22 protein-coding genes and 1 tRNA gene are annotated in these 24842 nt (G+C 63.2%); 7 read left to right on the top strand and 16 right to left on the bottom strand.

The annotated features are described in order from the left end of the window. Nucleotides 1–21 precede the first annotated feature (21 nt). On the top strand, nt 22–912 hold the full coding sequence (locus ABIB80_RS25740; protein WP_007597112.1) for a LysR substrate-binding domain-containing protein: 891 nt from the start codon (nt 22–24) through the stop codon (nt 910–912). An 8-nt stretch (nt 913–920) separates the two neighbouring features. On the opposite strand, the gene ABIB80_RS25735 is transcribed toward ABIB80_RS25740, so the two are convergent. From ABIB80_RS25735 to ABIB80_RS25725, 3 genes are all read right to left on the bottom strand, one after another. After that, nucleotides 921–1886 (bottom strand): Bug family tripartite tricarboxylate transporter substrate binding protein, encoded by a 966-nt coding sequence (locus ABIB80_RS25735; protein WP_354128678.1) that lies wholly within the window; start codon nt 1884–1886, stop codon nt 921–923. Between the two features lie 17 nt (nt 1887–1903). Beyond that, the gene (gene hisN / locus ABIB80_RS25730) at nt 1904–2686 is read right to left on the bottom strand and encodes a histidinol-phosphatase (protein WP_219680659.1); all 783 of its coding nucleotides are present in this window, start codon (nt 2684–2686) and stop codon (nt 1904–1906) included. A 538-nt stretch (nt 2687–3224) separates the two neighbouring features. Continuing rightward, entirely contained in the window at nt 3225–4115 is an 891-nt protein-coding gene (locus ABIB80_RS25725) for an N-formylglutamate amidohydrolase (RefSeq protein WP_354128677.1), read from the bottom strand. Nucleotides 4116–4516: 401 nt separating this feature from the next. On the opposite strand from ABIB80_RS25725, the gene cpdR reads away from it, so the two are divergent. Both cpdR and ABIB80_RS25715 read left to right on the top strand, forming a co-directional pair. Next, nucleotides 4517–4876: a cell cycle two-component system response regulator CpdR gene (cpdR, locus tag ABIB80_RS25720; protein WP_007597092.1), complete on the top strand. Its 360-nt coding sequence runs from the start codon at nt 4517–4519 to the stop codon at nt 4874–4876. Between the two features lie 74 nt (nt 4877–4950). Further along, nucleotides 4951–5025: transfer RNA gene (locus ABIB80_RS25715), tRNA-Val, on the top strand. Between the two features lie 190 nt (nt 5026–5215). Here the strand turns inward: ABIB80_RS25715 and ABIB80_RS25710 are convergent. Continuing rightward, nucleotides 5216–5914, bottom strand: coding sequence for a DUF4440 domain-containing protein (locus ABIB80_RS25710; protein ID WP_354128676.1), 699 nt, complete (start codon nt 5912–5914; stop codon nt 5216–5218). A gap of 100 nt (nt 5915–6014) precedes the next feature. Between ABIB80_RS25710 and ABIB80_RS25705 the strand changes: the two genes are divergently transcribed. Together ABIB80_RS25705 and ABIB80_RS25700 are read left to right on the top strand one after the other, a co-directional pair. Then, nucleotides 6015–6257, top strand: a complete 243-nt coding sequence (locus ABIB80_RS25705) for a hypothetical protein (RefSeq protein WP_035995285.1) — start codon at nt 6015–6017, stop codon at nt 6255–6257. A 202-nt stretch (nt 6258–6459) separates the two neighbouring features. Then, nucleotides 6460–7734, top strand: a complete 1275-nt coding sequence (locus tag ABIB80_RS25700; protein ID WP_354128675.1) for a lipase family protein — start codon at nt 6460–6462, stop codon at nt 7732–7734. On the opposite strand, the gene ABIB80_RS25695 is transcribed toward ABIB80_RS25700, so the two are convergent. Together ABIB80_RS25695 and ABIB80_RS25690 are read right to left on the bottom strand one after the other, a co-directional pair. Beyond that, complete coding sequence (locus tag ABIB80_RS25695) at nt 7731–8822, bottom strand: enolase C-terminal domain-like protein (RefSeq protein WP_354128674.1); 1092 nt, start codon at nt 8820–8822, stop codon at nt 7731–7733. The genes ABIB80_RS25700 and ABIB80_RS25695 overlap by 4 nt on opposite strands. Nucleotides 8823–9215: 393 nt before the next feature. Beyond that, on the bottom strand, nt 9216–10439 hold the full coding sequence (locus tag ABIB80_RS25690; protein ID WP_354128684.1) for an ABC transporter substrate-binding protein: 1224 nt from the start codon (nt 10437–10439) through the stop codon (nt 9216–9218). A 404-nt stretch (nt 10440–10843) separates the two neighbouring features. Here ABIB80_RS25690 and ABIB80_RS25685 point away from each other — a divergent pair, with 404 nt between their 5' ends. Further along, nucleotides 10844–11050 (top strand): response regulator, encoded by a 207-nt coding sequence (locus tag ABIB80_RS25685; protein WP_354128673.1) that lies wholly within the window; start codon nt 10844–10846, stop codon nt 11048–11050. Between the two features lie 604 nt (nt 11051–11654). Here the strand turns inward: ABIB80_RS25685 and ABIB80_RS25680 are convergent. The 7 genes from ABIB80_RS25680 to ABIB80_RS25650 all read right to left on the bottom strand — a co-directional run bounded on the left by ABIB80_RS25680 (nt 11655) and on the right by ABIB80_RS25650 (nt 20725). After that, nucleotides 11655–13598 (bottom strand): glycosyltransferase, encoded by a 1944-nt coding sequence (locus tag ABIB80_RS25680; RefSeq protein ID WP_354128672.1) that lies wholly within the window; start codon nt 13596–13598, stop codon nt 11655–11657. Then, complete coding sequence (locus ABIB80_RS25675) at nt 13595–14977, bottom strand: HlyD family secretion protein (RefSeq protein ID WP_035993653.1); 1383 nt, start codon at nt 14975–14977, stop codon at nt 13595–13597. The genes ABIB80_RS25680 and ABIB80_RS25675 overlap by 4 nt, the downstream gene beginning before the upstream one ends. 153 nt (nt 14978–15130) lie before the next feature. Continuing rightward, complete coding sequence (locus ABIB80_RS25670) at nt 15131–17134, bottom strand: putative bifunctional diguanylate cyclase/phosphodiesterase (protein WP_354128671.1); 2004 nt, start codon at nt 17132–17134, stop codon at nt 15131–15133. Between the two features lie 5 nt (nt 17135–17139). Continuing rightward, nucleotides 17140–18144 carry a TRAP transporter substrate-binding protein gene (locus ABIB80_RS25665; protein WP_007597075.1) on the bottom strand — a complete coding sequence of 335 codons (1005 nt, stop codon included), beginning with the start codon at nt 18142–18144 and terminating at the stop codon, nt 17140–17142. A gap of 212 nt (nt 18145–18356) precedes the next feature. Then, entirely contained in the window at nt 18357–19286 is a 930-nt protein-coding gene (locus tag ABIB80_RS25660) for an alpha/beta hydrolase (protein ID WP_354128670.1), read from the bottom strand. 134 nt (nt 19287–19420) lie between these two features. After that, the gene (locus ABIB80_RS25655) at nt 19421–19915 is read right to left on the bottom strand and encodes a hypothetical protein (protein ID WP_007597073.1); all 495 of its coding nucleotides are present in this window, start codon (nt 19913–19915) and stop codon (nt 19421–19423) included. Between the two features lie 231 nt (nt 19916–20146). Beyond that, nucleotides 20147–20725 (bottom strand): alpha-ketoglutarate-dependent dioxygenase AlkB, encoded by a 579-nt coding sequence (locus tag ABIB80_RS25650; RefSeq protein ID WP_007597072.1) that lies wholly within the window; start codon nt 20723–20725, stop codon nt 20147–20149. A 70-nt stretch (nt 20726–20795) separates the two neighbouring features. Here ABIB80_RS25650 and ABIB80_RS25645 point away from each other — a divergent pair, with 70 nt between their 5' ends. Next, complete coding sequence (locus ABIB80_RS25645; RefSeq protein ID WP_007597071.1) at nt 20796–20936, top strand: hypothetical protein; 141 nt, start codon at nt 20796–20798, stop codon at nt 20934–20936. Here ABIB80_RS25645 and ABIB80_RS25640 read toward each other — a convergent pair. The 3 genes from ABIB80_RS25640 to ABIB80_RS25630 are packed head-to-tail and all read right to left on the bottom strand — an operon-like array spanning nt 20933 to nt 24730. Then, nucleotides 20933–22519, bottom strand: coding sequence for an ATP-binding protein (locus ABIB80_RS25640; RefSeq protein ID WP_007597069.1), 1587 nt, complete (start codon nt 22517–22519; stop codon nt 20933–20935). The genes ABIB80_RS25645 and ABIB80_RS25640 overlap by 4 nt on opposite strands. Then, nucleotides 22516–23220, bottom strand: a complete 705-nt coding sequence (locus tag ABIB80_RS25635) for a response regulator (protein WP_007597067.1) — start codon at nt 23218–23220, stop codon at nt 22516–22518. Before ABIB80_RS25635 ends, ABIB80_RS25640 begins: the two co-directional genes overlap by 4 nt. Before the next feature lie 19 nt (nt 23221–23239). Continuing rightward, entirely contained in the window at nt 23240–24730 is a 1491-nt protein-coding gene (locus ABIB80_RS25630; protein WP_007597065.1) for a DUF4153 domain-containing protein, read from the bottom strand. Nucleotides 24731–24842: the final 112 nt, after the last annotated feature.

The following is a 24842-nucleotide window of genomic DNA, read 5'->3' as shown; positions in this document are numbered from 1 at the left end:
CGAAGGCTGGAGGGACCCGGGATGCGCTTCGACCTCGTCGACCTCCAGCTGTTTATCGCGGTCGCCGACCAGCGCAGCATCACCCGCGGCGCGGAGCGGTCGCATCTGGCGCTAGCCTCAGCCAGCGCGCGCATCAAGGGGCTGGAGGATGCGCTCGGCGTCGCGCTGCTCAAGCGCGGGCGCCGCGGCGTTGAGTTGACCTCGGCCGGCGAGAGCCTGCTCGATCACGCCCGTCTCGTCATTCACCAGATCGACGCCATGCGGGGCGATCTCGCCGGCTTTGCCAGCGGCGTGCGCGCGAGCGTGCATTTCCTCGCGAATACCTCCGGCCTCTCGGAGCATCTGCCGAAGGCGCTTGCCGGCTTCCTGCGCGAGCATCGCGACGTCGCCATCGACATCGAGGAGCGCGAGAGCACCGACATCGCGGCCGCGATCACTGCGGGCGCGGCCGATCTCGGCTTCGCAGCCGAGCACGCGCTGCCCGATCATATCGAGCGATTCGCCTTCAGCGAGGATCGCCTGACCCTGGTGACGTCCAGGCGCGGCCCGTTCGCCGGCCGCCGCGCGATCGATTTCCAGGAGGCGGGCGCTTGCGACTTCGTCGGGCTCACCAGCGCCACCGCGCTTCAGGTGCATATTTCGAAGCACGCCGCTCGGCTCGGCATGCGGCCGCATTACCGCGCACGCCTGCGCGATTTCGACGCGATCTGCCAGATGGTCGCCGCCGATGTCGGCGTTGCCCTGGTGCCCGAAGCCGCGGCCCGCCGCTGCGCGAAACTGATGCCGCTTGCCATGGTCCGCCTGCGCGATACCTGGGCCAACCGCAAACTCGTGATCTGCGCGCGAAGCTTCAAGACGCTGCCGCGCCCGGCAAAGATGCTGGTGGAGCATTTGCGGTCTGCGGCAGTGTGAGCTCTGCGCTACCTCGCGGTCTCCACGCCAGCGTCCTTGATCACCTTCGCCCATTTCTTGGTCTCGTCCGCGATGAAGCTGCGAAAATGCTCCGGCTCATCGCCGACAAGCGTCGCGCCCTGGGCGGCGAGCTTTTCCTTCACCGCGGGATCCGCCATCGCCTTCGTGGCGAGGGCATGCAGCGCCGCGACGATCTCCTTCGGCGTGCCCTTCGGCGCCACCATGCCGTACCAGTTCTCGATGCGCAGATCGGCAAAGCCGGCTTCCGCCGTGGTCGGCACGTCAGGCGCCGTCGGCGAACGCTCGGCGGAGCCCACCGCGATCGGCCGCAGGGCGCCCGCCTTGACCTGCGGCAGCAGCACGGGGAGATCCAGGAACGTCATCTGCACCTGCTGGCCCAGCAGATCGTTCACGGCGGGCGCCGCGCCGCGATAGGGCACGTGCACGATGCCGATCTTCGCCGTCAGCTTGAACAATTCGCCGGCGAGATGCGGCAGGCTGCCGGGGCCGGAGGAGGCGAAGTTGAGCTTTCCGGGCTGCGCCTTGGCGAGCGCGATCAATTCCGCGATGTCCTTTGCGGGAACGTTGGTGGCGACAACGAGCATTTCCGGCACGGTCGCCACCAGCGTCACTGGTGTGAGGTCGTTGAGCGTATCGTAGGCGATCCTCTCCATGCTCGGGCTGATCGCCAGCGCGCCGGCGCTGGAGATCGCGATGGTGTAGCCGTCGGGTGCAGCCTTGGAGACGGCATCGGTGCCGAGCACGCCGCCCTGGCCGCCGCGATTGTCGATCAGCACCGGCTGTCCTGACAACTCCGACATGCGCTGGCCGATCACCCGCGCGATGATGTCGTTGGGGCCGCCGGCCGGGAACGGCACGATCAGCTTGATCGGCTTGGCCGGGAAGTTCTGGGCGCAGGCCAGTGTCGGAACCAGAAGCAAGGCGGCGAGAAGGAGCGTGCGTCGGTTGGTCATGCAGGCTCCTATATCGCCTATCCGTTGAGCAGTTTCAGTGCTTCTTCGTGAACCCTGGCGTCGCCGGCCGCGACGATACGGCCGCCGCCCTGCGCCGGCTTGCCTTCCCAGGTGGTGACGACGCCGCCGGCGCCGGTCACGATCGGGATCAGGGCTGCGATGTCGTAAGGCTTCAGCTCGGTCTCAACCACGAGATCGACGTGACCTGCCGCCAGCATGCAATAGGAGTAGCAGTCGCCGCCATAGCGCGACAGCCGCGCGCCCTGCTCGATGCGGCCGAAGATGGCGCGGTCGCGCTCGTTCATCAGCAGCGGGCTGGTGGTGTAGGTCGTCGCCTCCGACAGCGAAGCACAGCGCCGGACCTGGAGCCGGCGCTCGCCGGAGGGGCCTTTATAATGAGCGGAGCCGCTGTCGCCGGAAAAGCGTTCGCCGATGAAGGGCTGGTGCATCATGCCGTAGACCGGCGTGCCCTTGTGCAGGAGCGCGATCAGGGTGCCCCAGATCGGAAAGCCGCCGATGAAGGATTTGGTGCCGTCGATGGGGTCGAGCACCCAGACATAGTCCGAATCCTCGCGCTCGTTGCCGAATTCCTCGCCGACGATGCCGTGCTGGGGAAAGTTGGCCTTGATCAGACGCCGCATCACCGCCTCCGCGGCGCGATCGGCCTCGGTCACGGGGTCGAATTCCCTGGTCTTGCTCTTGTCCTCGATCGACAGCGAGGTGCGGAAGAATGGCAGGATGGTTTCGCCGGAGGCGGTGGCGAGCCGTCCGATGAAGGCGGAGAAATCGATCACCGTCACGGCGTATCCTCAAAAAGCGAAAGTCGGGTGAAGCTCACTCCTGCCTAGCTCAAATCGGAAGAATCGTGCAGCGCTGTCTTGCTTTTGCACCCTGGTATTTTGGATGCGGGAAGCGTTCGCCTCGTCGAAGACACCCGCTGGGCAAATATCGATCATTGAGTTGAAACCTTAGTTCCGGGCCTGCCTTGTTCGTATGCAAATGACTATCAACCCATTGAATTTCCTTATCAAAGGAACTGAATCTGGGTTTCTCTGGAAGCAACCGAGCTATGTCCTCATTGCATGGGAAATCGCTCGAAAGCCCTTGCACTTTGTGCGTCGCGGCCGCATATTGTTGCGGTGCGGTAGCGCTTCTCGCGTTACTGCTGCCCTCCTTGGGCGTTTCCTCCCTAGACTTGGGCCGCTTCTTCATTAGAAGCGGCCCTTTTTTCTTTCAGCCTCTGCTTTCTCTCAGCATCGGCTTTCATTTCAAGGCGCGCCGCGAAACGCGTTCGCGCTGATCGCACCCAACACAATCGTTAGAAGAAAAACGTCGCGCCTATTCCGCCGCGGCCTGGAACGGGCCGAGATCGCCGAACGGGACCGTAGTCGCCAGCACGTCGGCGAGCACGCCGAAGTCCGACGCCACTTGCGCAAAGCGTGGACTGCGCTCGCGCCGCCGCTCGTCCATGTAGATTGCGCGGTTGAGCTCGAGCTGCACGGCGTGCAGGCCACTGGCCGGGTTGCCGTAATGCTCGGTGATGAAGCCGCCGGCATAGGGCTTGTTGCGGCCGATCGAATAGCCGAGGCCGGCCATGGTCTCCTCGACCCGGTCGGGCAATAGCGGCGTGCAGCTCGTGCCGTAGCGGTCGCCGATCACGATGTCGGGCCGGCGCGGCTCGTCGCGGGAGACGCCGACCGAGGGCATCGAATGGCAGTCGACCAGCACGACGGTGCCGAACATCTGGTGCACCCTGTTGATCAGCCGGCGCAGCGCGCGATGATAGGGCTTATACAACGTCTCGATCCGCCCCAGCGCGTCGTCGACCAGGATGCGCTCGCGATAGATCTCCTGGCCGTCGCCGACCACGCGCGGAATGGTGCCAAGTCCGCCGGCAACCCGCATCGAGCGGGTGTTGGCAAAGCTCGGCAGGCGCCCGGTGAACATCCGGGGATCGAGCTCATAGGGCTCGCGGTTGACGTCGACATAGGAGCGCGGAAAGTTGACCCGCACGGTCGGAAAACCGCGCTCGCTGAGATGGCCGATCAGCTCGTCCATGAAGGAATCTTCGGAACGCCGCAGCGTCGGCAGGTCGATCCTGGAGGCGCTGAGGAATTCGTCCGGATAGGTCGAGCCGGAATGGGGCGAGTTGAAGATAACAGGCGCGCGCCATTGCGCGGGCTCAACGATCTCGAAGGCTGGCGACCTGTCGCCGTCAAACCGGGTCATCTTCTCAGGCTTCGTCCCTTGGTGTCAGGCTTCGTCCCTTGGCAATCACGCTTTGCCCGTTGGTATCAGGCTTCGCCCTTGGCGCCGCACGATCCAACAAGCCCGGCACCGGCCTCAACGCATTGATTCGGCCGATCGGGCGGCTCTTATGTGTCGTCATTGTCCGGAATCGCAACCATCCTGCCAAGCGAAAAGATGAGATCTGTGCTGGAACATGTCTTAACCCTGCGGGCAGCGAGGTGGGGACCGGCAAGTACGGCTCGATTGCTTCGAACTGCTTTCAGGTTCACAAGGGGCCGGCAAGCACAGCCGGCTGAGGGTAAAGATTTTCACCCCAAATTTACCCTCCGTCGGGCTTAGTGACCTCTGCTGATATCCTCTGGGGATTCGACATTTCCGCCATGCCAAAGATCCTGCTCGCCGAAGACGACAACGACATGCGCCGTTTCCTGGTCAAGGCGCTGGAAAACGCCGGTTTTCAGGTCTCGTCCCACGATAACGGCATGGCCGCCTATCAGCGGCTGCGGGAAGAGCCGTTCGAAATGCTGCTCACAGACATCGTGATGCCGGAGATGGACGGCATCGAGCTCGCCCGCCGGGCCTCGGAACTCGACCCCGACATCAAGATCATGTTCATCACCGGCTTCGCCGCGGTCGCCCTGAACTCGGATTCGGACGCCCCCAAGAACGCCAAGGTGCTGTCCAAGCCTGTGCATTTGCGCGAATTGGTCAGCGAAGTGAACAAGATGCTGGCGGCCTAAATCGGCCGCCTTCCGTCCTTGCACCGGCTCCCCTGAGCCGTTATAGGGACCCGACCCGATCTAGACGACATCTAGGGCGCGTAGCTCAGCGGGAGAGCACTACCTTGACATGGTAGGGGTCACAGGTTCGATCCCTGTCGCGCCCACCATCCTTCGCTCGCGATAGCCGAGTGAAGGATGCCACGCCGAAGCCCAAAGGGCGCAGGCGGGCTGCCGCCGCGAGCTACGGCTCGGCAAGCCACCAATCTGATTGCGGCGAAGCGTGTCCGGCGTAGCTCGAAGAGCGGAGACGGACTGGAGCGGCAGCCTCCTCAGCCGACATACCGCCGCTAAATCCCCCTATTTCAGTTCCGTATTCGCGACCGGAAGGATGGAGGCGACGTGCCAGCCGTCCGTGTCCTGAACGTAGGTCTGGCTGATCAGAAACGTGTTCTGTTGTGGCGGCTTGCCCGGAAGGCCGCGCGTAAAGACGATCGGCACGAGGACCTGCATGACCTCGTTCGAGATCACGGCGACGTGGAATTTCGACATGTCGGGTTCGAGGTGCCAGGTGCCTTCGTAATACGCCTTGAAGCGGTCGGCGATCGGATCACGGCCTCTGGTCTCGATCCCTCTCGCAAACAACAGCGTGCTCGGCGAATTCCAGAGCATGGCCTTCACATCGTTTGCGCTATGCGCATTCTGCGCGGCAATGAACTTGTCGAAGATGGCTCGCGCCTCGGCATCATTTGCGGCAGCGCGCGCAGGTCCGGCTGGCCAGAACGTTGCGGCGAAAAACAGCGCTGCGGTCATCACGGCAAGATGGGGGCGTCGCGCAATCGGTCGTGACCCGGCGCTGGCCAAAAACTTCCTGGGAAGGATCATGTTCACCTCGTTGTTTGCCGGCTGGCGTTTTGAATGCTGGTTGTCATACCATTGATCGCTTCGCTGATTTTTCAGGATCGCGCGATCAGAGCTCACAGCTGCATCACAGATGCGTTGGATCAGGCTGTCGGATGCCGCGGGACGTAACCGGCAAGCTCTCGCCGCCGGCGTCAAGTTGAGTTATCGTCTTGCAGTGTCATTAGCTCGGATGACATCCGGGCCACGATGCCGCCTGGCGCGATCCGGCCACATCACGGTGAAGGGAATGCGCACCATGCGAGGGAGCTGTCTTGCCGTGGCGATATTGTCGCTGATGGCGTCGCGGGCCGACGCAGCCATCATCGACTGGCAGGCTGAGCTCCAGCGCTGCCGCGCGCTGCGCGAAAACGTGGCGCCACTGCTGCAGGCCGGCCAAGGAATATCCGCAGTCGGCCGCTCCAATACGGCCGTGCGACGTTGCATCTGGATCCAGCGCCGGGCGGTGCGCAAGAAAATCCCCGGCGCGGAGACCTGGTAGCTACGCAGACCGGCATCTGCCCATCTCTGAACAGACGTGTCCGAAAAGACGTGTCTGCAAAAAACTTGCCTGAAATAGACTTGCCTCAAATAGACTTGGACCCGCGCACGATCGTCTCCATAATCGACGCAGAAAGTGCATTGCTGCGGCAATCAACCCGCCAACAAAAATGCGGCACACTGCAAGGGAACTGGAGACGCCGATGTTCAAAACCCCGAGTCCGAAATTCGTGATGGCGCTCGCCGTCGTCACAGGCCTCGCGATGGCGCAAGCCCACGCGGATTCGTCGCTGCCGGTGGGACCGAAAGTCGGCGATCAGGACCTGTCCGGCTTTTATCGCTGGCCCCAAGCCCTCCCAGAAAGCCCCGGCGTGATGCTGCGCAGGGAGGCGATGCTTGCGCAGCCGGAGATCACGAGCGCCGGTGTCGCCGAGCGCATCCTCTACACATCCACGGATGTGCGCTGGCACGCCGGTATCGTGCCGGTGAGCGGTACGGTCTATCTGCCCAAGGGCGAGCCGCCGGCCGGAGGCTGGCCGCTGGTCGCGTGGGCGCACGGCACGCTCGGCGTGTCGGATTCCTGTGCGCCGTCCTGGACCGGGCACAAGCCGCGCGATGCCACCTACATCCAGCGCTGGCTCGAGAACGGGTTTGCGGTGGTGGCGACCGATTATCAGGGGCTCGGCGGCGCGGGGCCGCATCCGTATCTGATCTGGGAGGCGGAAGGGCGCTCCGTGCTCGACGGCGCGCGTGCTGCGCTCGCCGCGTATCGCGACAAGCTCGCTTCAAAGGTTTTCGTCACCGGACAATCGCAAGGCTCGGGCGCCGCAATCGGCGCGACCGTGATCGCGGAAAGCTACGCGCCCGACGTGCCGCTGATCGCCACCGTGGCGACGGGCCTGGTGTCCACGTTCCCCGATGGCCCCTATAAGCCGCCGCAGACGACCGCGATCGCTTCGCCGATCTATACGTCGCTGATGATGCTCGGCGGCTCGCTGCCGGATGGTGCGCCGTCCGCCGACGATCTCGTCTCCGACAAGGGCAAGCCGGTCCTGAAAGCGGCGCGTGAAAGCTGCACGCCTGAGATGCGCGAGGTCGCGCGCAAGGACGGCATTACCGCCGAGAACGTCTATGTCGAGCCCATCGCCAATGTGCTGGCGCGGTTGACGCCGATCACGGACATGAAGGCCGTGCGGCTGAAGGTGCCGGTGCTGCTCGGGACCGGTCTTGCCGATTCCACGCTGGTCCCGACACGGCAATATGCCGAAGTCGCGGCGCTGTGCGCGGCCGGCAACGAGGTGGTCTGGAAGACTTATCCCGGCGCGACGCACAATGGCGGCCTGAACGCGGCCTTCCCGGATGCGCTCGCGTTCTTCCGCGGCATGCTCGCCGGACAAAAGCCGCAGGCCAATTGCGCGGGAATTGCCGAGCCCGGCGCTCCGGGCGAGGCCGCGAAGGGCATCGCTTTCAACGATTAGCTCACGAGATACTTCTTCACCGCCGCCTCGTCCCACACAATTCCGTTGCCGGGCTCCTCGCCCGGCAGGGCAAAGCCGTCCTTGACGATCAGCCGCGTTGAAAGCACCGCGTCGGCCCAGTCGACATATTCGAGCCAGTGCGCGGTGGGCGTTACGCACAAAAGATGCGCGCTGACTTCCGAGAACAGATGCGTCGACATCTCGACGCCGGCGGCATGCGCCAGTGCGGCGGCGCGCAGCCAGCCGGTGACGCCGCCGATGCGCTGCACGTCGGGCATCACGAAGTCGCAGGCCTCGGCGGAGAGCGCGGATTGCATCGCGAACGCGCTGTCGAAATTCTCGCCGATCTGGACCGGCGTGCGCAGCGCGTCCGCGATACGGCCGTTGCCCTCATAATCGTCGTGACGGATCGGCTCCTCGATCCAGGTCAGCCCCTCGTCGTCGAGCATCTCGCCGCGGCGGATCGCCTCGGTCACCGTCAGCGCCTGGTTGTAGTCGCACATCAAGGTCACGTCGTCGCCGACGGCCTTGCGCACCGCGCGCACCACCTTCAGGTCTTCCCGTGCATCGGGGCGGCCGACGCGGATCTTTGCGGCCTGAAAGCCCTCGGCCAGCAGTTTGTGGGCTTCCTCCACCGCGGCATCCGCCGGCATGATGCCGAGCCCCTTCGAATTGTAGGCCCTGACCGGTTTTGGCGCGCCGCCGAGCAGCCGCGCCAGCGGCAGGCCGCGTGCGCGTGCCAACGCGTCCCAGGCCGCCATGTCGATGCCGGATTGCGCCAGCCGCTGCAGGCCGGCGAGGCCGAGCAGGGTGAAGCGCTGGGTCAGCTTGCGCTCGATCTCGAACGGCAGCAGCTCGTCGCCCGCAAGCAGCTCTGACATTTCCGCGACCATCGCCGCCAACGGCTTCAAGGCCGAGGGCGTGATCGAGAACAGATAGGCGTGCCCCCGCACGCCCACGTCGGTCTCGCAGTCGATCAGCACCAGCGGCGCTTTTGCGACAGCCCCGGTCGAGGTCTTGAGCGGGAGGTTCATCGGCACGATGACGGGGCGCGCATTGAAGCGCTTGATACGGATGGTCTCGGTCATTTGGTGGATCTCCCGGCGGAGTGAATGCAGGTTCGTGCCGATCTTAAACATCCGTGATGAAACGAAAAGCCGCCGACCGCGACCACCATAAAATGGGGTTGCGCGGGAGTTGAAGCCGGCGTGAGAAGCCGAATTCAGTCCGGGCGTGCCCGGATTCTGCCAACACGCAGGTGCGTCGCCTCTCCCGCTTGCGTGAGAGGTCGGCGCCGTCCGGGCGATGCGAAGCATCGTCCCGCGCGCCGGGTGAGGGCTTTCTCCTCTTGGGGGCTCTCGATTGCGGATGCACCGTCTCCCCAACCCTCCCCCGCAAGCGGGGGAGGGAGCGCACCTCTCCCTTCGATGCGATAAACGCCGACGCTCCCTCAAGCGGGCAACTGCCCTGCCCGAGTCAGCTCACCGCGCCGCGCCTTCCGTGAAGGCCGTCTCGATCACATCGCCGAAGGGTTGCCAGGAGCGGCCGTCGAACTGGACCAGCCGCATCTGCCTGATCGGCAGGTAGCTGTTCGGCGAGGTGTTCATCCTGATGTTGGGCAGCGCGACCGAGGGTTGATAATTCCTCAGCGAAGCCGCCTGACGCATGATGTTCTCGCGCGAGAGGTCATCGCCGCATTGCTTCAGCACCTGCGTCAGCGCCTCGGCCGCGGCATAGCCATAGAGCGCCGCGCTGCTGTTGGTGCTTTCGTCGTGATGGTATTTGTCCATGAAGGCGAACCAGTCCTTCATGGCGGGATCGTCCTTCCATGCGGGATCGCTAGGATCCTTCAGGAAGGCCGCCGAGATCACGCCGGAGGAATTCTCTAGGCCTGCCGGCGCCATCGCGTTGGCAATCGAGGCGGAGGCGTCGTTGACGATAAAGACCGGGCGCCATTTCAGTGCCGCCGCCAACTTGATCACCTTGGACGCCGTCGACGGCACGCCGAGAAAGACAAAAATATCGGCACCGGCGCGCTTGAGGATCGAGACGTGTCCGTCGAGATGCTCGTCGGCAATGTCGAAGGCGATGTCGACGAGGACGAGACGGTTCAGATCGCCAAGGCCTTCCTCCATGCCCTTGAGAAGCGCACGCCCGAACTGGTCGTTCTGCCAGAGCACCACGATCTTCTTCCTGGGATAATAGGCCTGGAGATAGTTGGCGTAGATGCGCCCCTCCGACCGGAACGACGGCTGCCAGCCCATGGTCCAGGGAAACGCCTTGGCCTGGCTCAGCTCCTCGTCGCCGGAGGCGACGAACAGCTGCGGAATCTTCTTCTCGTTCAGATACCAGCGCGCGGCGATATTGCCCGGCGTGCCGAACGAGCCGAACATCAAATGCACGTCGTCTTTCTCGACGAGATTGCGCGTCAGCTCCAGCGCGCTGTTCGGATCAGAATTGTCGTCGCGGGTGATAAAGCGGATCTTGCGGCCGTTGATGCCGCCGCGCGCGTTGACCATGTCGAAATAGGCGGCTTCCGCCTGGCCAATGGCGCCGAACTCGGAGAGCGGTCCCGAATACGGCATGACATTGCCGATGCGGATTTCGTTGTCGGCGGTGGGTTGATCGGCGCGCTCCTGCGACATCGCCCCGAGCGAGGCGTAGGAGATGATCAGAACGAACAGCAGCCTGCCGGTGACGCGCATGCTCGACACCTTGTCGTTGGCCCCCAACGAGGTCGGCTCACTCCGCAGCAAGGCGATTGATCTACGTCAAGCGTTTGTCAAAGCTGTGGCCGGACGGCGGGCTTCTTGCCGGCCGAACGGAATGGCAAGCGTATTGACGTGCCGACCGTGGCGGGCCGTCCGCGGACCTCGAACTCGATCTCGACCCCGCGGTCGCGAAACCGGACGATACAGTGCAGGTTGCCGATGAAAAATGATTCTATCTGTGAAAGTTCACATTTGGGATAGCGGGCCTTAGTTTGGCTGGTGGTCAATATTGACCGGTGGCAGCAGAGCTTGCCGTTCCATCATGTTCCATCACCGCTCCCATTGGCATCCATCGATGACAGAGAGTATTGCGCTCCCGCCGGATCCAGGCAAGCCTCATGACCATTCAACGAACGCCTTGTCCTAAATGCCAGACGACAATGATGCTGGCGCGCATCACGCCCGGCTCCGCCGGTTTTGACATTCGTACCTTCGAATGTTCCGCTTGCGATTTCGTCGATCAGATCGCGGTCGATCTGGTCGACCCGATGAGATCGGCCCGTACCTTGGCTTGGTTTCACAGCGAATTGCGGGCGCCTACGTAGGAACGCGCCCTACCCGGAACGATCGAGCGCCGAAAGCCTGGACGTGGGCGTTGGTTGAGAATAACCGATTGCAGCGCTCGGCTTGGCAGGGACGGTGACGTGCTCAGTATGGATCGGTCCGACCTTGAGTGTTCCGCTCAGCGCTATTCTTCAGCGATCTTAGTGCTGCGCTTTGACAAACATGTCGAAGGAGGGTTTCCGAAAGACGGACGACCAATTCTTTCAAGTCCTTGGTCTCCTTTTCGAGAGAGTGGAGGGCGCGCTCCATTCGCAGTTCGTCTTCGAGACTCCGGGGCCAAAGGGTTGGCTGTCTTCGCTCGGTGATCATCCCTTCCTCCCAACAGCGCTACGTATCTCTTCGCGCTCTTTGGCATGACGCCCCCAAAAAAACTACGTGCTCTCAACGACGATTCGCAGCTCAATATTGCTCAGCTTCGGCGGTTATCGCATTGGGTATCAGAAGGCTCGATTTGCCGGGGCGCTCTCAGTCGCCGCACTCGGATACGATGCTCCTTGCTACGAATCTCCTCGCTGTGAGGAAATGAGGCCTGCTAGGACAGCCATGTTGTCCAACCCTTCTACCTGCCGCCGGTGGTAGACGTAGTCACCCGAAGATCCGCATTAATAATGCTTTGCCGACGGGAGCGGCGCGTATGCCGGTGAATGCACTGACGTAGTCACCGGAATAGAAAGCGCGAATGAGATCGATGCGCGTGTTCAGGGTTTCATCAAACCGGACCGCAAATCCATCCCCAGTTCGTCGCACGACCAGGGCAGCTACTTTTCTTTCCTGGAGGGTGCAATGAACCGCGGTCCCGACTGGCGGTGGCTTGTCGCTCACGAAGCGGGCGCCCGTGATCGACATGTCTGCCAAACGGTAGATGAACTGCCGGCCACCGAGATTGAAAAGAACCGGCTCATCTCGCTCGAACCGCTCGGCCTTCCGTCGCCGCGGCTGCTCGATCGACACCAAGCAGACGATCATCAGAATGATCGCGTTGTACAAACTCCAGGCGAGCGCCAGGCTGCCATAGGCGATCATGTCGCCTTGCACATGAAGCACGAACGCATAGACGATACCCGCGAGCGTAATCGCCAGTGCGGTGCCGTATACCCTGAGCAGTGGCCACTCGATGAAGCGTTGATCGCGATCCCCGCCCTTTGCGGTGACCTTGAATTTGTGCCCCTGCGTCTTGAGCAGCCCCGCCGCCACGGCCTTGAGAACCGCCGGCAGTGCAATGTATTGAGCGACATCCGACATCACCGCCATGGAGCGTCCGCGGGAAATCCAGGCCATGGTGAGCGAATACCAGACATAGAAGGGTAGGAAATATCCGAGGAGTTCGAAAAGATCCGCCTGGACGGCTTTGACGCCGAAGAGAAGATAAAGGCTCGGAACGACGAGACCGAATACCTTGACGACATAGGTCGAGGTCCAACTCATGAATGCTTCGATGAGAGACAGCCTGTCGATAACATCCAGCTGCGATCTTCGGGAAAAAGGGCCACTTCGCTCGCGAAAGATCTGCATGAAGCCAAGACACCATCGGCTGCGCTGGGTGATGTACTCCTTGAGGCCCTCCGGGGCCAGCCCCAAGGTCAGACGTTCGTTCAGGTACACCGTGCCCGCGCCAATTTCCTTCAGCCGCAGCGTCAGCAAGTAGTCCTCCGTCACGGAGTCGGTCGGAAAGCCGCCAATTTTCACGAGGGATGAGAATCTGATGACCGACGACGTGCCGCAACAAAAAGCCACGCCCCAAGCGTCTTTCGATGGCATCAGAATATCGAAGAAGAAACGCTGCTCGTCCGGCCAGACCTTGGTCGCGGCCAGGTTGGTTTGGATCGGATCCGCATTGATGAAATGCTGAGGCGTTTGCACCACGCCTACGCGCTGATCGCCGAACAAGCACATCGCGCGGGCGAGGAATTCGGGCATCGGAACGAAATCGGCGTCGAGGATCGAAATGAAGTCAGGGGGATCGGCGAGCTCCGCCACATGCCGCAGGGCGTGATTGATGTTGCCAGCCTTGGCGTCGGTGTTGTCGGGGCGCGCCAGATAGCGGCAGCCGAGCTGGCCGGCAAGCTTTTCGAGCCAGTCACGCCGCCCGTCGTCCAGAACCCAGACACGGTAGTTGGGATAGTTCATTCCCGTGGCGCCGATGATTGTGCGCTCCAGGATCGACGTTTCCTCGTTGTAGGTGCAAACGAATACGTCGATCAGCGGAGCTTGCCGCCCGGCAAGCCACCGCCCGTTGGCTTCGACTTGCGGCGTACGATCGGTCGTGCGGCTGAGAAATACCAGCGACAGTGCACCCGCTGCAAGCGATGCAGCCTCGACGATGAGGAACAGAAATCCCACGGCGAAATCGGCGGTCCAGCCGACGGGCGGGACCGTTGCCGTCATGCGCCATCCAAAATAACGGAGCATGAGCAGCAACACGATTGAAATCATCAGCGAACGCGCCGCGGAGTTTTCGTGCCTGAGCCAGGGAAGGACGGCAACGCAGAACCCGAGCGCAATAAGGCCCGGCGTCAGCGCGGCGATCATGGCTTTCTCGCCGTGTCTGCCGAGAAGATGACGCGTCCGGTTCGCCCGACCGGACAATCGTTGGAGCCATCGTTGAGGTCGGGGACAGAAATCGTCGCGCGATACGGTTCCTTGCTCAGCGCATCGGGATTAATGGCGAGGTTCGCTGCGGCCCCTGCGGAGCCGGTGAGATTGACGACGGTGCCAGCCAATTCGGGCCCGCCGGCGCTCGGCCGGAAATGTGCGAGAGATCCCAGTTTCAGCCCGTTATACACGCTCTCAGTGACGTTCGCCGTCACCACGGCACCGGAACAATCGAGTAGACGGACGAGCGGTTGTCCGGCCCGGACGTCCTCTCCAGGCGCCGTCATGACCTCCCATATTCGGCCGGCGATGGGGAATTTGATGTCCGCCTCGGAGCGGCTGATGTAACGAGATCGTTCGGATTCAATCTCGCCGACGAGCCACGAGATTTGCGCATCAGCATGCGCTACGTCCGCGGTGAGCCCTTCAGCCCGCTGCCGCATTTCCTCCTCACGCTGCACCGAGCTCGGACGATCGTTGTAGCTGTCGCCGAGGAACGTGCCCTCGCGCGCGGCGGTGAGCTCAACCTGGGTTGCATCCAGGCGGCGGCGCGCGCCGATTTCGGTTTGCTGGGCAATGGTTTGATCCCGCGTCAAGCGCCCAAGCTCGACAGACGAAACGCTGCCCGATTTGATAAGCGATGAAGCTCGTTCCACCGCGGCCGCCGCCTCCTCGCGACGCGCTGCGGCGGCTTCGATTGATGTTTGGATTTCTGCGATGCGCGCCTCGAGCTGACGGATGCGCCCCGCTGTGAACAGGGCCGCCTGACGCGCCAGATCCTTCTGCGCCGCCTGGGCTGAAGCTATCTTCGAAACGAGGCTCGGCCTTTCGTTTTCGAGGCGAGACATCTGACTGCGTAGATCATCGAGCCGCACGCGGTCTCCGCGCGGATTGACGACACGAAGGATGAAAGTGCCCTCGCCGACGATGCCTAAATCGCCTGCCAGACTGGCCCCCGCTGAAATCTTCCCGTCGATCGGCGACCTCAATGTCACGAGCCTGGAATTGACGACGGCTTCGACGCTTGACGTCTGGAAAAGCGCCCTGAGCGGCAGCCAGCCGAATACTGCGACGATGGCGATGCCCGCTGCGGCCTTCACAAATCGGCGAAGCGTCCGGCTCGGCTTGGATTGCGCCAGATCCGCGGCCGCAGCGCCGCCAGTTGCCGGGGCATCGGTATTGCCGGGACTGAGACGCGCATCCAACGCGCGTTGCAAACCGTGCGCGTCATGGTTTCCGTCCATCGCGAGAGGCTTCGCGATATCTGGACCGCCGCTTTCGAGCGTCGAACCGAAACGCGTTTTGTTTTGCATCATACACCTGACAGCTAACGCGCAACCTCAGAGCGAGATGCCGTCGGCCGGACCCAAATGCAATCTTGGTGTTGAAACAGTTAGTTGAAACAAGAGAACTGTCTGCAATAGAGAGCCGCCAAGAGCCGCGTTGGCCGAACGGGAACAGGGTCGGTGCTACCGTTCGGCTGATAAGTTGACGAGGTGCAGCTTGGTGGCTTGGGCCGGCGCGGGCGAAGCCGGTGGCATTGCCTTCTCAAAGTCCGCGAGAATGCTGGCGCCGAGCTCCGAGGCGGGGATCGGCCGGCCGAAGAAGAAGCCTTGCACCTGATCACCCTCGGCCGCCTCGAGAAAAGCTGCCTGGTTGGCGGTTTCGACGCCTTCGACCGTGACGCGCATGTGCAGTTCCCGTCCGAGCGCGATGATCGCTTTCACTACTGTCCCGACCTGACAATGGGGGCCGTTGAGGCTCTGCATGAAGGCTCGATCGATCTTGATCTTGTCGAACGGAAAGCGCCACAGATAGCTGAGGCTCGAATAGCCAGCCCCGAAATCGTCCATCACGATGGCAACGCCCATCGTCTTGAGCGTCCGGAGTTGCGCCATGATCGTTTCGGTGTTGCCGAGCAGCAGGCTTTCGGTGATCTCCAGTTCGAGCCGGTGCGCCGCGAGTCCAGCCTCTGTTAGTGCGGTGGCGACGATGTCACCGATGTTGCCCGCCACGAACTGCGCGGGTGACAGGTTCACTGCAACGGTCAGGTGCGCCGGCCAGGTCGCGGCCGTGCGGCATGCCTCCCGCAATACCCACGCCCCGATCTTGTCGATAAGCCGCAAGTCCTCGGCGACCGGAATGAAGGTCAATGGCGGAATGAGGGTTCCGTCCGCCGCAGGCATCCGGATCAGCGCTTCGAACCCGGCAAGGCGGCGCCGGGATACTTCGAAGAGCGGCTGGTAATGCAATTCGAAGCGATCATTCAGCACCGCCTCGCGAATCGCCCTCTCAAGCTCGATGCGCGCTTGCAGCTCGGTGTCCATTTCGGGCAGGAAAAACCGGATGCAGTTGCGGCCGGCGGCCTTGGCCGCGTAGAGCGCGAGGTCAGCACTCTTGAGCAACCCCTCGGGGCTGGTGTCTTCCCCCGTCGCCAGCGCCACGCCGATGCTAGCGGTGGTGAGGATCTCGTGCTGCTTGAATTTCACGGTCGCATTTATCGCGGCGGCGAGATGGCTCGCAAACGACTCGGCCTGAGCTTTGCCGGCGATGCCGCACTGCACGACCACGAATTCGTCGCCGCCGAGCCGCGCCACCACGTCGTCGATCCTGACCGCGGCGCGAAGACGCTTGGCGATGGACTTGAGCAGAAAATCGCCGCCGTCGTGACCAAGCGAATCGTTGACCTCCTTGAAACGGTCGATGTCGATGAAGTGTACGGCAAGGCTGCTGCCCCGCATCGGCAGGCGAGCGATGGCGCTCTCCAGTTTTTCGATCAGCTGCGGGCGATTGGTCAGCCCGGTCAACGCGTCATGATGGGCGAGAAACCGGATGCGCCGGTCAGCGTGCTTCACCTTTGTTTCCCGATACCAGGCAATTGCGGGAATGGAGAAGGCGAGACCTGACAGCAGGCAAAGAAACACGGCTGCGGTCAGGAACGTATTGTGGACATTCTTGCGTTGCTCGGTTTCATCCACGTAGGCCGCAACGACAGCGGTGAGGCGACCGTCGGTCTGGATCGGGACATAGGCGCGGGCGAAGAATGCCGGTCGGTCGGGCGATTTTCCCTCCCCGACGTCGATGATCGGTTGACCGTCAACCGCTGATCGCGCTGCATCGGGGCTATATTCAGACAAGTCGACGAGCGCGATCTTTTCGCGGGTCGAAACGAACTGGGAGTAGCCATTACGGTTGAATATTTCGTAGTGAAAGACCTCGCCGGAATTTCGCGCCGACCGGAAGAACGCCATGCTCGCGGCGGAAGGCTGCTCGCCGCCGGCGATCTGCTCGAGATCGGCGACACTGGCCGCAAGGAACCTCGCCCAGCTACGAGCGGTCGACGTCGCATCTTGACGGAGAAGATGTTCGGTCGTGATTTTCAGGGTGGTCCCGGCGCCCAGCAACAGAATGGCGAGCGCGGCGACGATGGTGACGATGTTTCGCTGAGGCCGGATCCTGGCGAGTGACGGCATCAGTGCTACCGCGTCGATCGCATTTTCGTGAGCTCGGCCCGAGCGGTTTTCAGCAGCTCGGCATTGCGCTCACTTTTCGAAGCCCAATCGTCGGCAACGGCCGCGAACACGGCATTGGCCGCATCGAGGTCCGACGGCGAGGGTATGGTCACCTGGCGTTTGGGATCGGTCTTCAGCTCACCCATGATGCTGTTTTCCACGGCTTCGTAGGTATCCATGAAGCGCCCGGCAGACCATGCACCACTGTATTTGAGGATGATCGCCTGCGCCGATTTCGGCAGCCGGTTGAACGTCTTCCGATTCATCAAGACCATCAGCGGCGCGCCGCCGACACCAAGAAGGTAATGATAAGTCGCAACGCGTTTGATGCCGTAATCGACCACTGAAGCAGGGTTCACGAGGGCGCCATCGATGCTGCCGTTGCCGATGGCTTCGGAGATCTTGTTGACCGGCAGGAGCACAGGCCGCGCCCCGAGCTTTTCGAGCGCTGCGGCTTCGCCAGGATTGTTGACGCGAATTCTCTTGTCCTTGAGATCGTTCAACGACGTGATCGCGATATTGCTGTGGATCGTCTCAGGCTCGCTGACATAAGCGCCGATCACGATGTAGTCATCGTATCCTTGCAGCGCGTTGGCGGCCATCAGCCGGCCGAACACCGCAACGGACTCCCGCATGCTCGCAAACAGGCCGGGCATTTCGATGATTGCGTTATCCGCAAACCGGTTGCGCGTCAGCCCCGTCACGACGTAGGCGATGTCGGCCCTACCGTCGAGCACGAGCTGGGGCTGCTCAGCCGGATCCTTGCCAAGCGCGCCGCTGAAATAGGTTTCAATTTCGATCTGGCCTCTGGCCTCGGTGTTGACCGCCTCGACGAACGGCTTGACCGCGGCGAGATAACTCGTCGAGCGGTCGGAGCTGAAGAAGGCCAATTTGAGCTTGACCGGTTCGGCGGCTGAGGTCGAAATCAACGCAAACGAGATCACCGCGCATCGTGCCAGCAACGTAAGCATCGGTTTTCCGATCGTGGCAGCGACGGGTCACACAGTTGTGCGAAACGCCGATTTTCTCGGTCTGTAGCGGACCCTCATAGATTGAACTACTTCAAGTAACTCTCCTAGATAGCACGCGGTGCTCCAGGCGGCGACCAGGATCGCGAATCGTGGTTTAAGGCGTGCTAACGTCGGCGAGGCGTGGCCGGTATCGGCGTGCTCCCGGCACGCCGCTACGGCAGCCCGCGCGCCTCGAGCTGATGCACCAGCAGCAGCGTCGGCTCGGCGAGGCTGTCGCCGGAGCCGTCGAGACCGAAGGCGCTCGCGATGCCGTCGCGGCTCCGCAGCAGCGCGCTGCGCGGACAATGGCCGGCGCCGCAGAGCGTCTTCTTCAGGGTCTCGCCCTGCGCCGTGACGCCGGCGGAATCATCCGCGGCCCAGGCCAGCACGATCGGGACGTCGACATTGAGGATGCCGGGGAAGACCGAGCGCTTGTTGTACTGGCTGGCGTCGCTGCCGAGATAGGCCTTCTCGCTGTCGCTCGCGTCCTTGCCGGCGCGGTAGACCCCGGACACCAGCACGACTGCCGCAACATCGGCGCGGTCGGTCTGGAGTTCGGGATGGGCCAGCAGGGTGGCGACATGGAAGGCGCCGGCGCCGTAGCCGACTGCGACGATCTCGCGGGCATCGCCGTTGAACAGGTCGATATTGCCGTGGACCCAGGACAGCGCCGCCGCTACGTCGGTCGCACCCGCCGGCCACGTCGCCGAGGGCGCCAGCCGATAGTTGACGCGCACGCCGACCATGTCGTTGCGTGCGGCAAAGCACATGGCTTGGTCCTGGATCTGGCGCGACAGCTCCGGCGCGGCGCGGTCGCCGGTGAAGGTGTCGCCGGTCACGAACAGCAGCACCGGCCGCGGCGTATCCGCCTTGGTCGTGGCGGTGGCGACATCGAGCACATTGGCTTCGCTCTCGCCGTAGCGCAGGCCGCGCGAGAAGGTGACCTGCTCGCACAGCCGCGCGGTGCCGCCCGCGGTGGTGTCGTTGTCGGTGAGGCCCACCCGGACGAGATCGGACGGCGCGTCCGGCCGCATCGGTAGGGGACCTTGTGCGGAGGCTGCCGTCAGGCCCAGAGTCAGAAAAAATGCGAGAAAATTCTTCATGTCGGTGTTGGCCCTGCGTGCCCGATATGGGCTCGCGCGTTTGGCCCGTCTTTTCAATTCGCCTTATTAGTTAGCTGGTCATGAGGCGATTTCACGGCACCCATGGTTCTCTCGGCTCGTCCTCCGCGCGTGGTTCAATTCCCCGGCTGAAACGTGCACTCCGCCCCGCTGCCGTCCTTCCGGCGGATTGCGTTGGGGTCGATCGTGCAGCTCAGCTTGGTCAGGCTCTCGAAATTCGATCCCGCGGCGCCGTCGGACGGAATGCCGGCCAGTGCTTCGGTGGCGAAGATCTCGCTGGCCGTGGAGCCGTTCACCGTCCTGGTCTTCTTGCCGAAGGTGACCTCGCAGTTCCGCACGGTGATGTCGACATTGCCGGCGCGACAAACGATTCGATCGGCGGTCACCACGATCGGCTTCTTGTAGGGAATGTCGCTGTTGGCGGCGAACAGCATCGCCATCGCCTTCTTCTCGGCGCCGGACAGGACCGACGACAGCGGCGCGATCACCCCCGCGAGCGCCAGCGCCGTCGAGCCCGAGACTTTTGCGGGCGTCGCGTCGGAGGCATCGGCGACGCCGGAGGCGGTAGCGACAACGAGGGTGCAGGCGAGGATCAATCGACCGGGCTTCATCTTGGCTCCCTGGACCTGCAGTCGCGGCTTCCTCCCGCGCGGCGCGTGGAACCAGTTTAGCATGTAAACGCGAATTGGAAGGCAAGTTCGCCGGGCCTTGCGCCTTTGCGCGGTGCGGCTGTTTTGCCCCGAGGTGTCAAACGGTTATGCCGCGGGGCCGAGCCTCGCGCCGACACGGCCGTTCTACTGTGCATGGGGTTGTTTTCGCGTTTTTTTGTTTTGGCCCGCTCTTCAGGCCTGCTTCATCGTCCGGAAGGTGATGGAATAGCGGCGCGCCTCGACCGGCGGGATGCTGTGCTCCCATTGCGACCGCGCCTCCCCGTCCATCATGTAAAGCGAGCGCGGCAGAGCTTCGAGCGTGTGGCGCTCCCATTTGTCGCCGCCGCGGCGGCGGAAGCGGAATTTGCAGGACGAGCCGAGCGACAGGCCGAGGATTTTGTCGAAATGCGGCTTGTCGCGATGCCAGCCGATGCCGACGCCGGCGTCGTATTCGGTGCAGAGCACTTGCCGCACGCTGCCGGCGGCAAGCCCCGCCCATGCCTCGACCTGCCGTGCGGCGGGGACGACCCAGTCAGGGATCGGCTCGGCCTCGGCCAGCCGCTGCAATGTGTAGTCATAGCGATAGCCGAAGGACGCCACCCGGCGGTTGCCCTCGAAGGCGCCGAACTGGAAGCGCTGGAGCGGCAATGCTGCGATGCGGCCGATGAGCGCCTGCTCGGCGGCGGCCTCGACGAAGTCATCGGTGTAGCGAAGGCCGGCAGGCCCTGCTTGCGGATCGGCGAACAAACCAAGCTGCGTCCTTCCTCGCATTTCCGTGATGGAACCTAATGGTGGCTGATGCGACTTACATATGACGCGGAAAGTAACGTGCGAGGCTGTCATGGCAGAGAAGCATACCGCCGATCCGGCAGAGATCATGCGGGCGACCGGTCATCCTGAGCTGGAATACGCCGCCGGCTGGACCATCGCCGGTCTGGTCACGATCGGCACCATCGTCGCCGCCTGGGTGTTCGCGATCTAGCCCATTGGAAACTGGAGCTCGAATGCCGCGCCGTCCTCGGTCGGCTTGAGCCTGATCGAGCCGCCATGGCTCGCCATCACCGCGCGCGCGATCGCGAGCCCCATCCCGGTGCCGCCCTGGTCGCGGCGGGTGGTGAAGAACGCGTCGAAGATCCTGTCGCGGTTCGGCGACGAGATCGGCTCCCCGTCATTGCTCACAGTCAGAAGCAGGGTCGTGCGCTCGTCGATCGCCTCCAGCCTGATTGTCCCGGCGTTGTGCCGCATCGCATTGTCCGCGAGGTGCGACAGCACGATCAGCGCCTTCTCAGCCGACATGCCGATCATCAGGTCAAGGCTGCCGCTGGCCTCGATTGAGCTCGCTGGAAACCGGCTCCTGAGGTCGGCAATCACGGGCGCCAATTCGGTGCGTTCGTTTTGCGGCAGGCTTTCGGCACGCGCGAGTTCGCGCAGCCGCTGCGCCATCGCTTCCAGCCGCTTTGTGTCGGACAGGATATTGGCGATGAACGTCTCCTGCTCGGTGGGCGTCAGGCTTCCCGCTTTGCCCTGAACCGAATCCTGCAACAGCTCGGCGGCGCCCTTGATCGAGGTCAGCGGCGATTTCAGTTCGTGGGTGAGGTGGGCCGAGAAGGTCGCGATATAGTCCGAGCGCCTTGCGAGCTGCTCGGCCATGCCGAGAAAGCTGTGCGAGAGTTGCGCGAACTCGCGTGTGCCGTAATGTCGGAGCGGCCTGAACGCCTCGCGGTCGCCGCGGCCTATTCTGGTGGCGCGATCGATCAGCTCGCGCATCGGCAGCGTGATGGTGCGCGAGAATACGAGGCCGATCGCGATGGTGCCGAGAATCACGGCAAGCCCCGCCAGCACGAACTTGGCCCGCTCCTGGTAGAGATGGTCGAAGATGTTGCTTGGGGTCCGCGTCGTGTAGATCACCCCCGCGACGCGGTTGTTGACGATGACAGGCATCGCCGAAAACACGTGGACGCCGAGGCCGCGGCTGAAGGAATAGATCGACGGCGGCGGCTTGTCCGGCACGCGGTTGCGCAAGGTGGCGCGGTATTGGCCGTGCAGCGCGTCGGCGACCTCCTCGATATGGGCGAGCGATTGCCCGACCTCCTGCCGCCCGGCGATCACCACGCCTTGGGGATCGAGGATGCGAAAGCCTGCCAGCGTCACCTTCTGGGTCTCGCGGATGATCGGCGTCAGCTTCGCGCCGATCTCGACATAGGCGGGTTGCGCCGGCTGGGCCGCCGCCAGCGCCTCGGGTCGCCGCCGCAGCAAGTCATTGGCGGTGAGGTCGAGCGCGGGGCGGATCGGGGTGACCTGGTCGCCGGGGTCAGGCAGCACGTTCGGCGGCACCTCGGCGCCGAGCGTGAGGCCACTGTCGAGCCTTGCCGTGACCTCCTGCGCATAGATCGTCGCGAGCACGCGGCTCTGCGCGATCAGCTCGGCCTGGGTCTGGCGGATGAGCTGGTTGTCGTAGAGACGGAAGAAGAACAGGCCGACCAGCGGCAGCACGCCGACGGTCGCCAGCACCGTGAAGATCACCAGGGTAAGCGACGGCCGCCATTTGTCGGGCGCCGCGCTCATGCGTCCTTCTCGCAGCGGCCGAGCTTGAAGCCGACGCCGTGAATGGTCTCGATGACGTTGTCACAGGCCAGCGCCGCGAGCTTGGCGCGGATGTTGCGGATGTGGCTGTCGATGGTGCGGTCGGAGACCTGGATGTTGAGCTGATAGGCGGCCCGCATCAGCTGCTCGCGGTTGAACACTGAGGTCGGCCGAGTCAGGAACGCGCGCAAAATGCCGAACTCGATCGCGGTCAGCTTCAGCGGCGTGCTGGCGAAGGACGCGACATGCTGCTCGGGATCGACCAGAAGGCCGCCTTGCGCGAGGGCCGACGGCCCCGCCTTGGCCTCGCCATTGCGCGGGCCGAGACGGCGCAGGATGACGTTGACCCTCGCCACCAGCTCGCGCGGGCTGAACGGTTTCGTCACGTAGTCGTCGCCGCCGATCTCGAGGCCGAGGATGCGGTCGATCTCCTCGTCGCGGGCCGACAGAAACAGGATCGGCACGTCGGAGGCTTTGCGCACCTCGCGGCAGACGTCGAGGCCGTCGAACTCGGGCATGCCGATGTCGAGTACGATCAGGTCGGGCTTGTCGGCGGCAAAGCGGCTCAGCGCCTCCTTGCCGTCGCGCGCCTCGATCACGTCCATGCCGGCTTTCTTCAAGGCAACGCGGATGACCTCGCGGATGTGACCCTCGTCGTCGACGATGAGAATGCGGTGCGCCAAGAATCTCTCCGCTGCCTCGTTAGCCCGTCGGCCGAGCTTTCGCCAGCGCGTCCAGCCTGCGCTGGAGTCGCCAATTCCGGAAGCCCCAGCTCCGCCAGGCCAGATCCTGAAGCTGGACTTCTACAAGCCGATCGCGCCGCGACACAAGGCAGTTGTCGTCCGACCGATGAGCGATGACCTTGTCGAGGGCAGGCAGCGCCTGCGGTCCAAGTGTGAAGAGGTAGTTGGCATCGATGTTCAAGCCCTTACCCGACATTTCGTTGCTGTGGCTCAGATTATAGTCGGCGATGAACGCATCGAAGTTCACCAGCGAGCAGCCATACAGCGTGATCGTTAACGCGATCAGATTGGCGCCGACGAGCCATTGGTTTGACCTGTCGAGCACGATGCGGGCGACGATCAGGATCAGTCCGAGCGCCACCAGCCCCATCCAGATGAAGGCCGCGATGCGCCAATAGGTCAGCATGTAGATGTCGACGTACAGATCGAGGCGAAGGATGGAGGAGGCGACGAGAAGAACGTTCTGCCCCACCCAGAGATAAACCAGCGGCCGCATGATCTTCGATTTCTCCGCCGGCCCGCCCGGACGCATCGCGACCAGCACAAAGGCGGCGGCAAGCAGCGCGGTGGCGATCAGCGGGTAGGCGCCGCGATGGGCGTAGGCCGCATAAGTCATGTTGGCCGGCAGCGCGACATGGCCCCAGAGGTAGATGCCGTCGAGAATGGACTGTGCCGCGAACAGCAGATTGAACAGGATCAGCGAGCGCAGGATGGTGGAGGGGCCCAGGAACTCAGCCGAGACTTGGGACGGCAGTGGCGGCGGCACGGGGCCATCGACGATCGTCGTTGTGGCAATCGTCTTGCGCCGCCAGCGCACATGGATGGACGGCCAGACCAGCGCCAGCATCATGGTCCAGAACAGCACGCGCGGGATGCTGACATAGTCGAGGATGAGCTTTGGATTGAGCAGAGACACCCACTGCTCGATCACCGGATTGGCGGCCGCGAACAGCGCGACGAAGACGGTGCTCAGCACAGCAGGCATCAGCCAGAGTGCGATGCCGCGGGTGAACCCCGACATGCTGAAGATATGCAGCGCGTCGAGGAAGAACCTGAAGGGCCCGAGCAGGAAGAGGTTGCGCAGCGCGCGGGCACGTTCAGGGAGCCCGGTCGTTTCCGGATTGGTCGCGAGCAGGAGCGCAATCATTAGTGACGCGAGCAGGATCAGGAAGGACAGCGTGTTGACCTCCTCGATGGCCGGGACGAGGCCGGCGACGAGAATACTCCCGCCGATCGTGGCGCGCCGCAAATCCAGGGTCGTATGATTGAAGAGCGCCGATACCAAAGCCGTCGCGATCGCAAAGAGCGTCAGCGATAGCCCGATCCGCTGGCCGTAGAACAGCCAGTCGGCGAGCGCGGCGAGAACCAGCGCGAGGCCGACTTTGGGCGGAATCGAGGAAGGCCTGATCGGCTGGAGGTCCGAGGTGATCGTCGTAGCCAGGCTCGTCATGTCCGGAAGACCTTTCGTGATGGGCGGCATCACGAAGTTTGAACGTCGTTTGTGCAGAAGGCGGGATCGTCGTCTGCACGATTTCAGGAGTCTTTTGCAGATTATGTGCAGG

Origin of the sequence: Bradyrhizobium sp. i1.15.2 (genome assembly GCF_040548425.1) — a bacterium.
GTDB lineage: Bacteria > Pseudomonadota > Alphaproteobacteria > Rhizobiales > Xanthobacteraceae > Bradyrhizobium > Bradyrhizobium canariense.
This window is presented reverse-complemented; position numbering and strand designations above follow the sequence as displayed.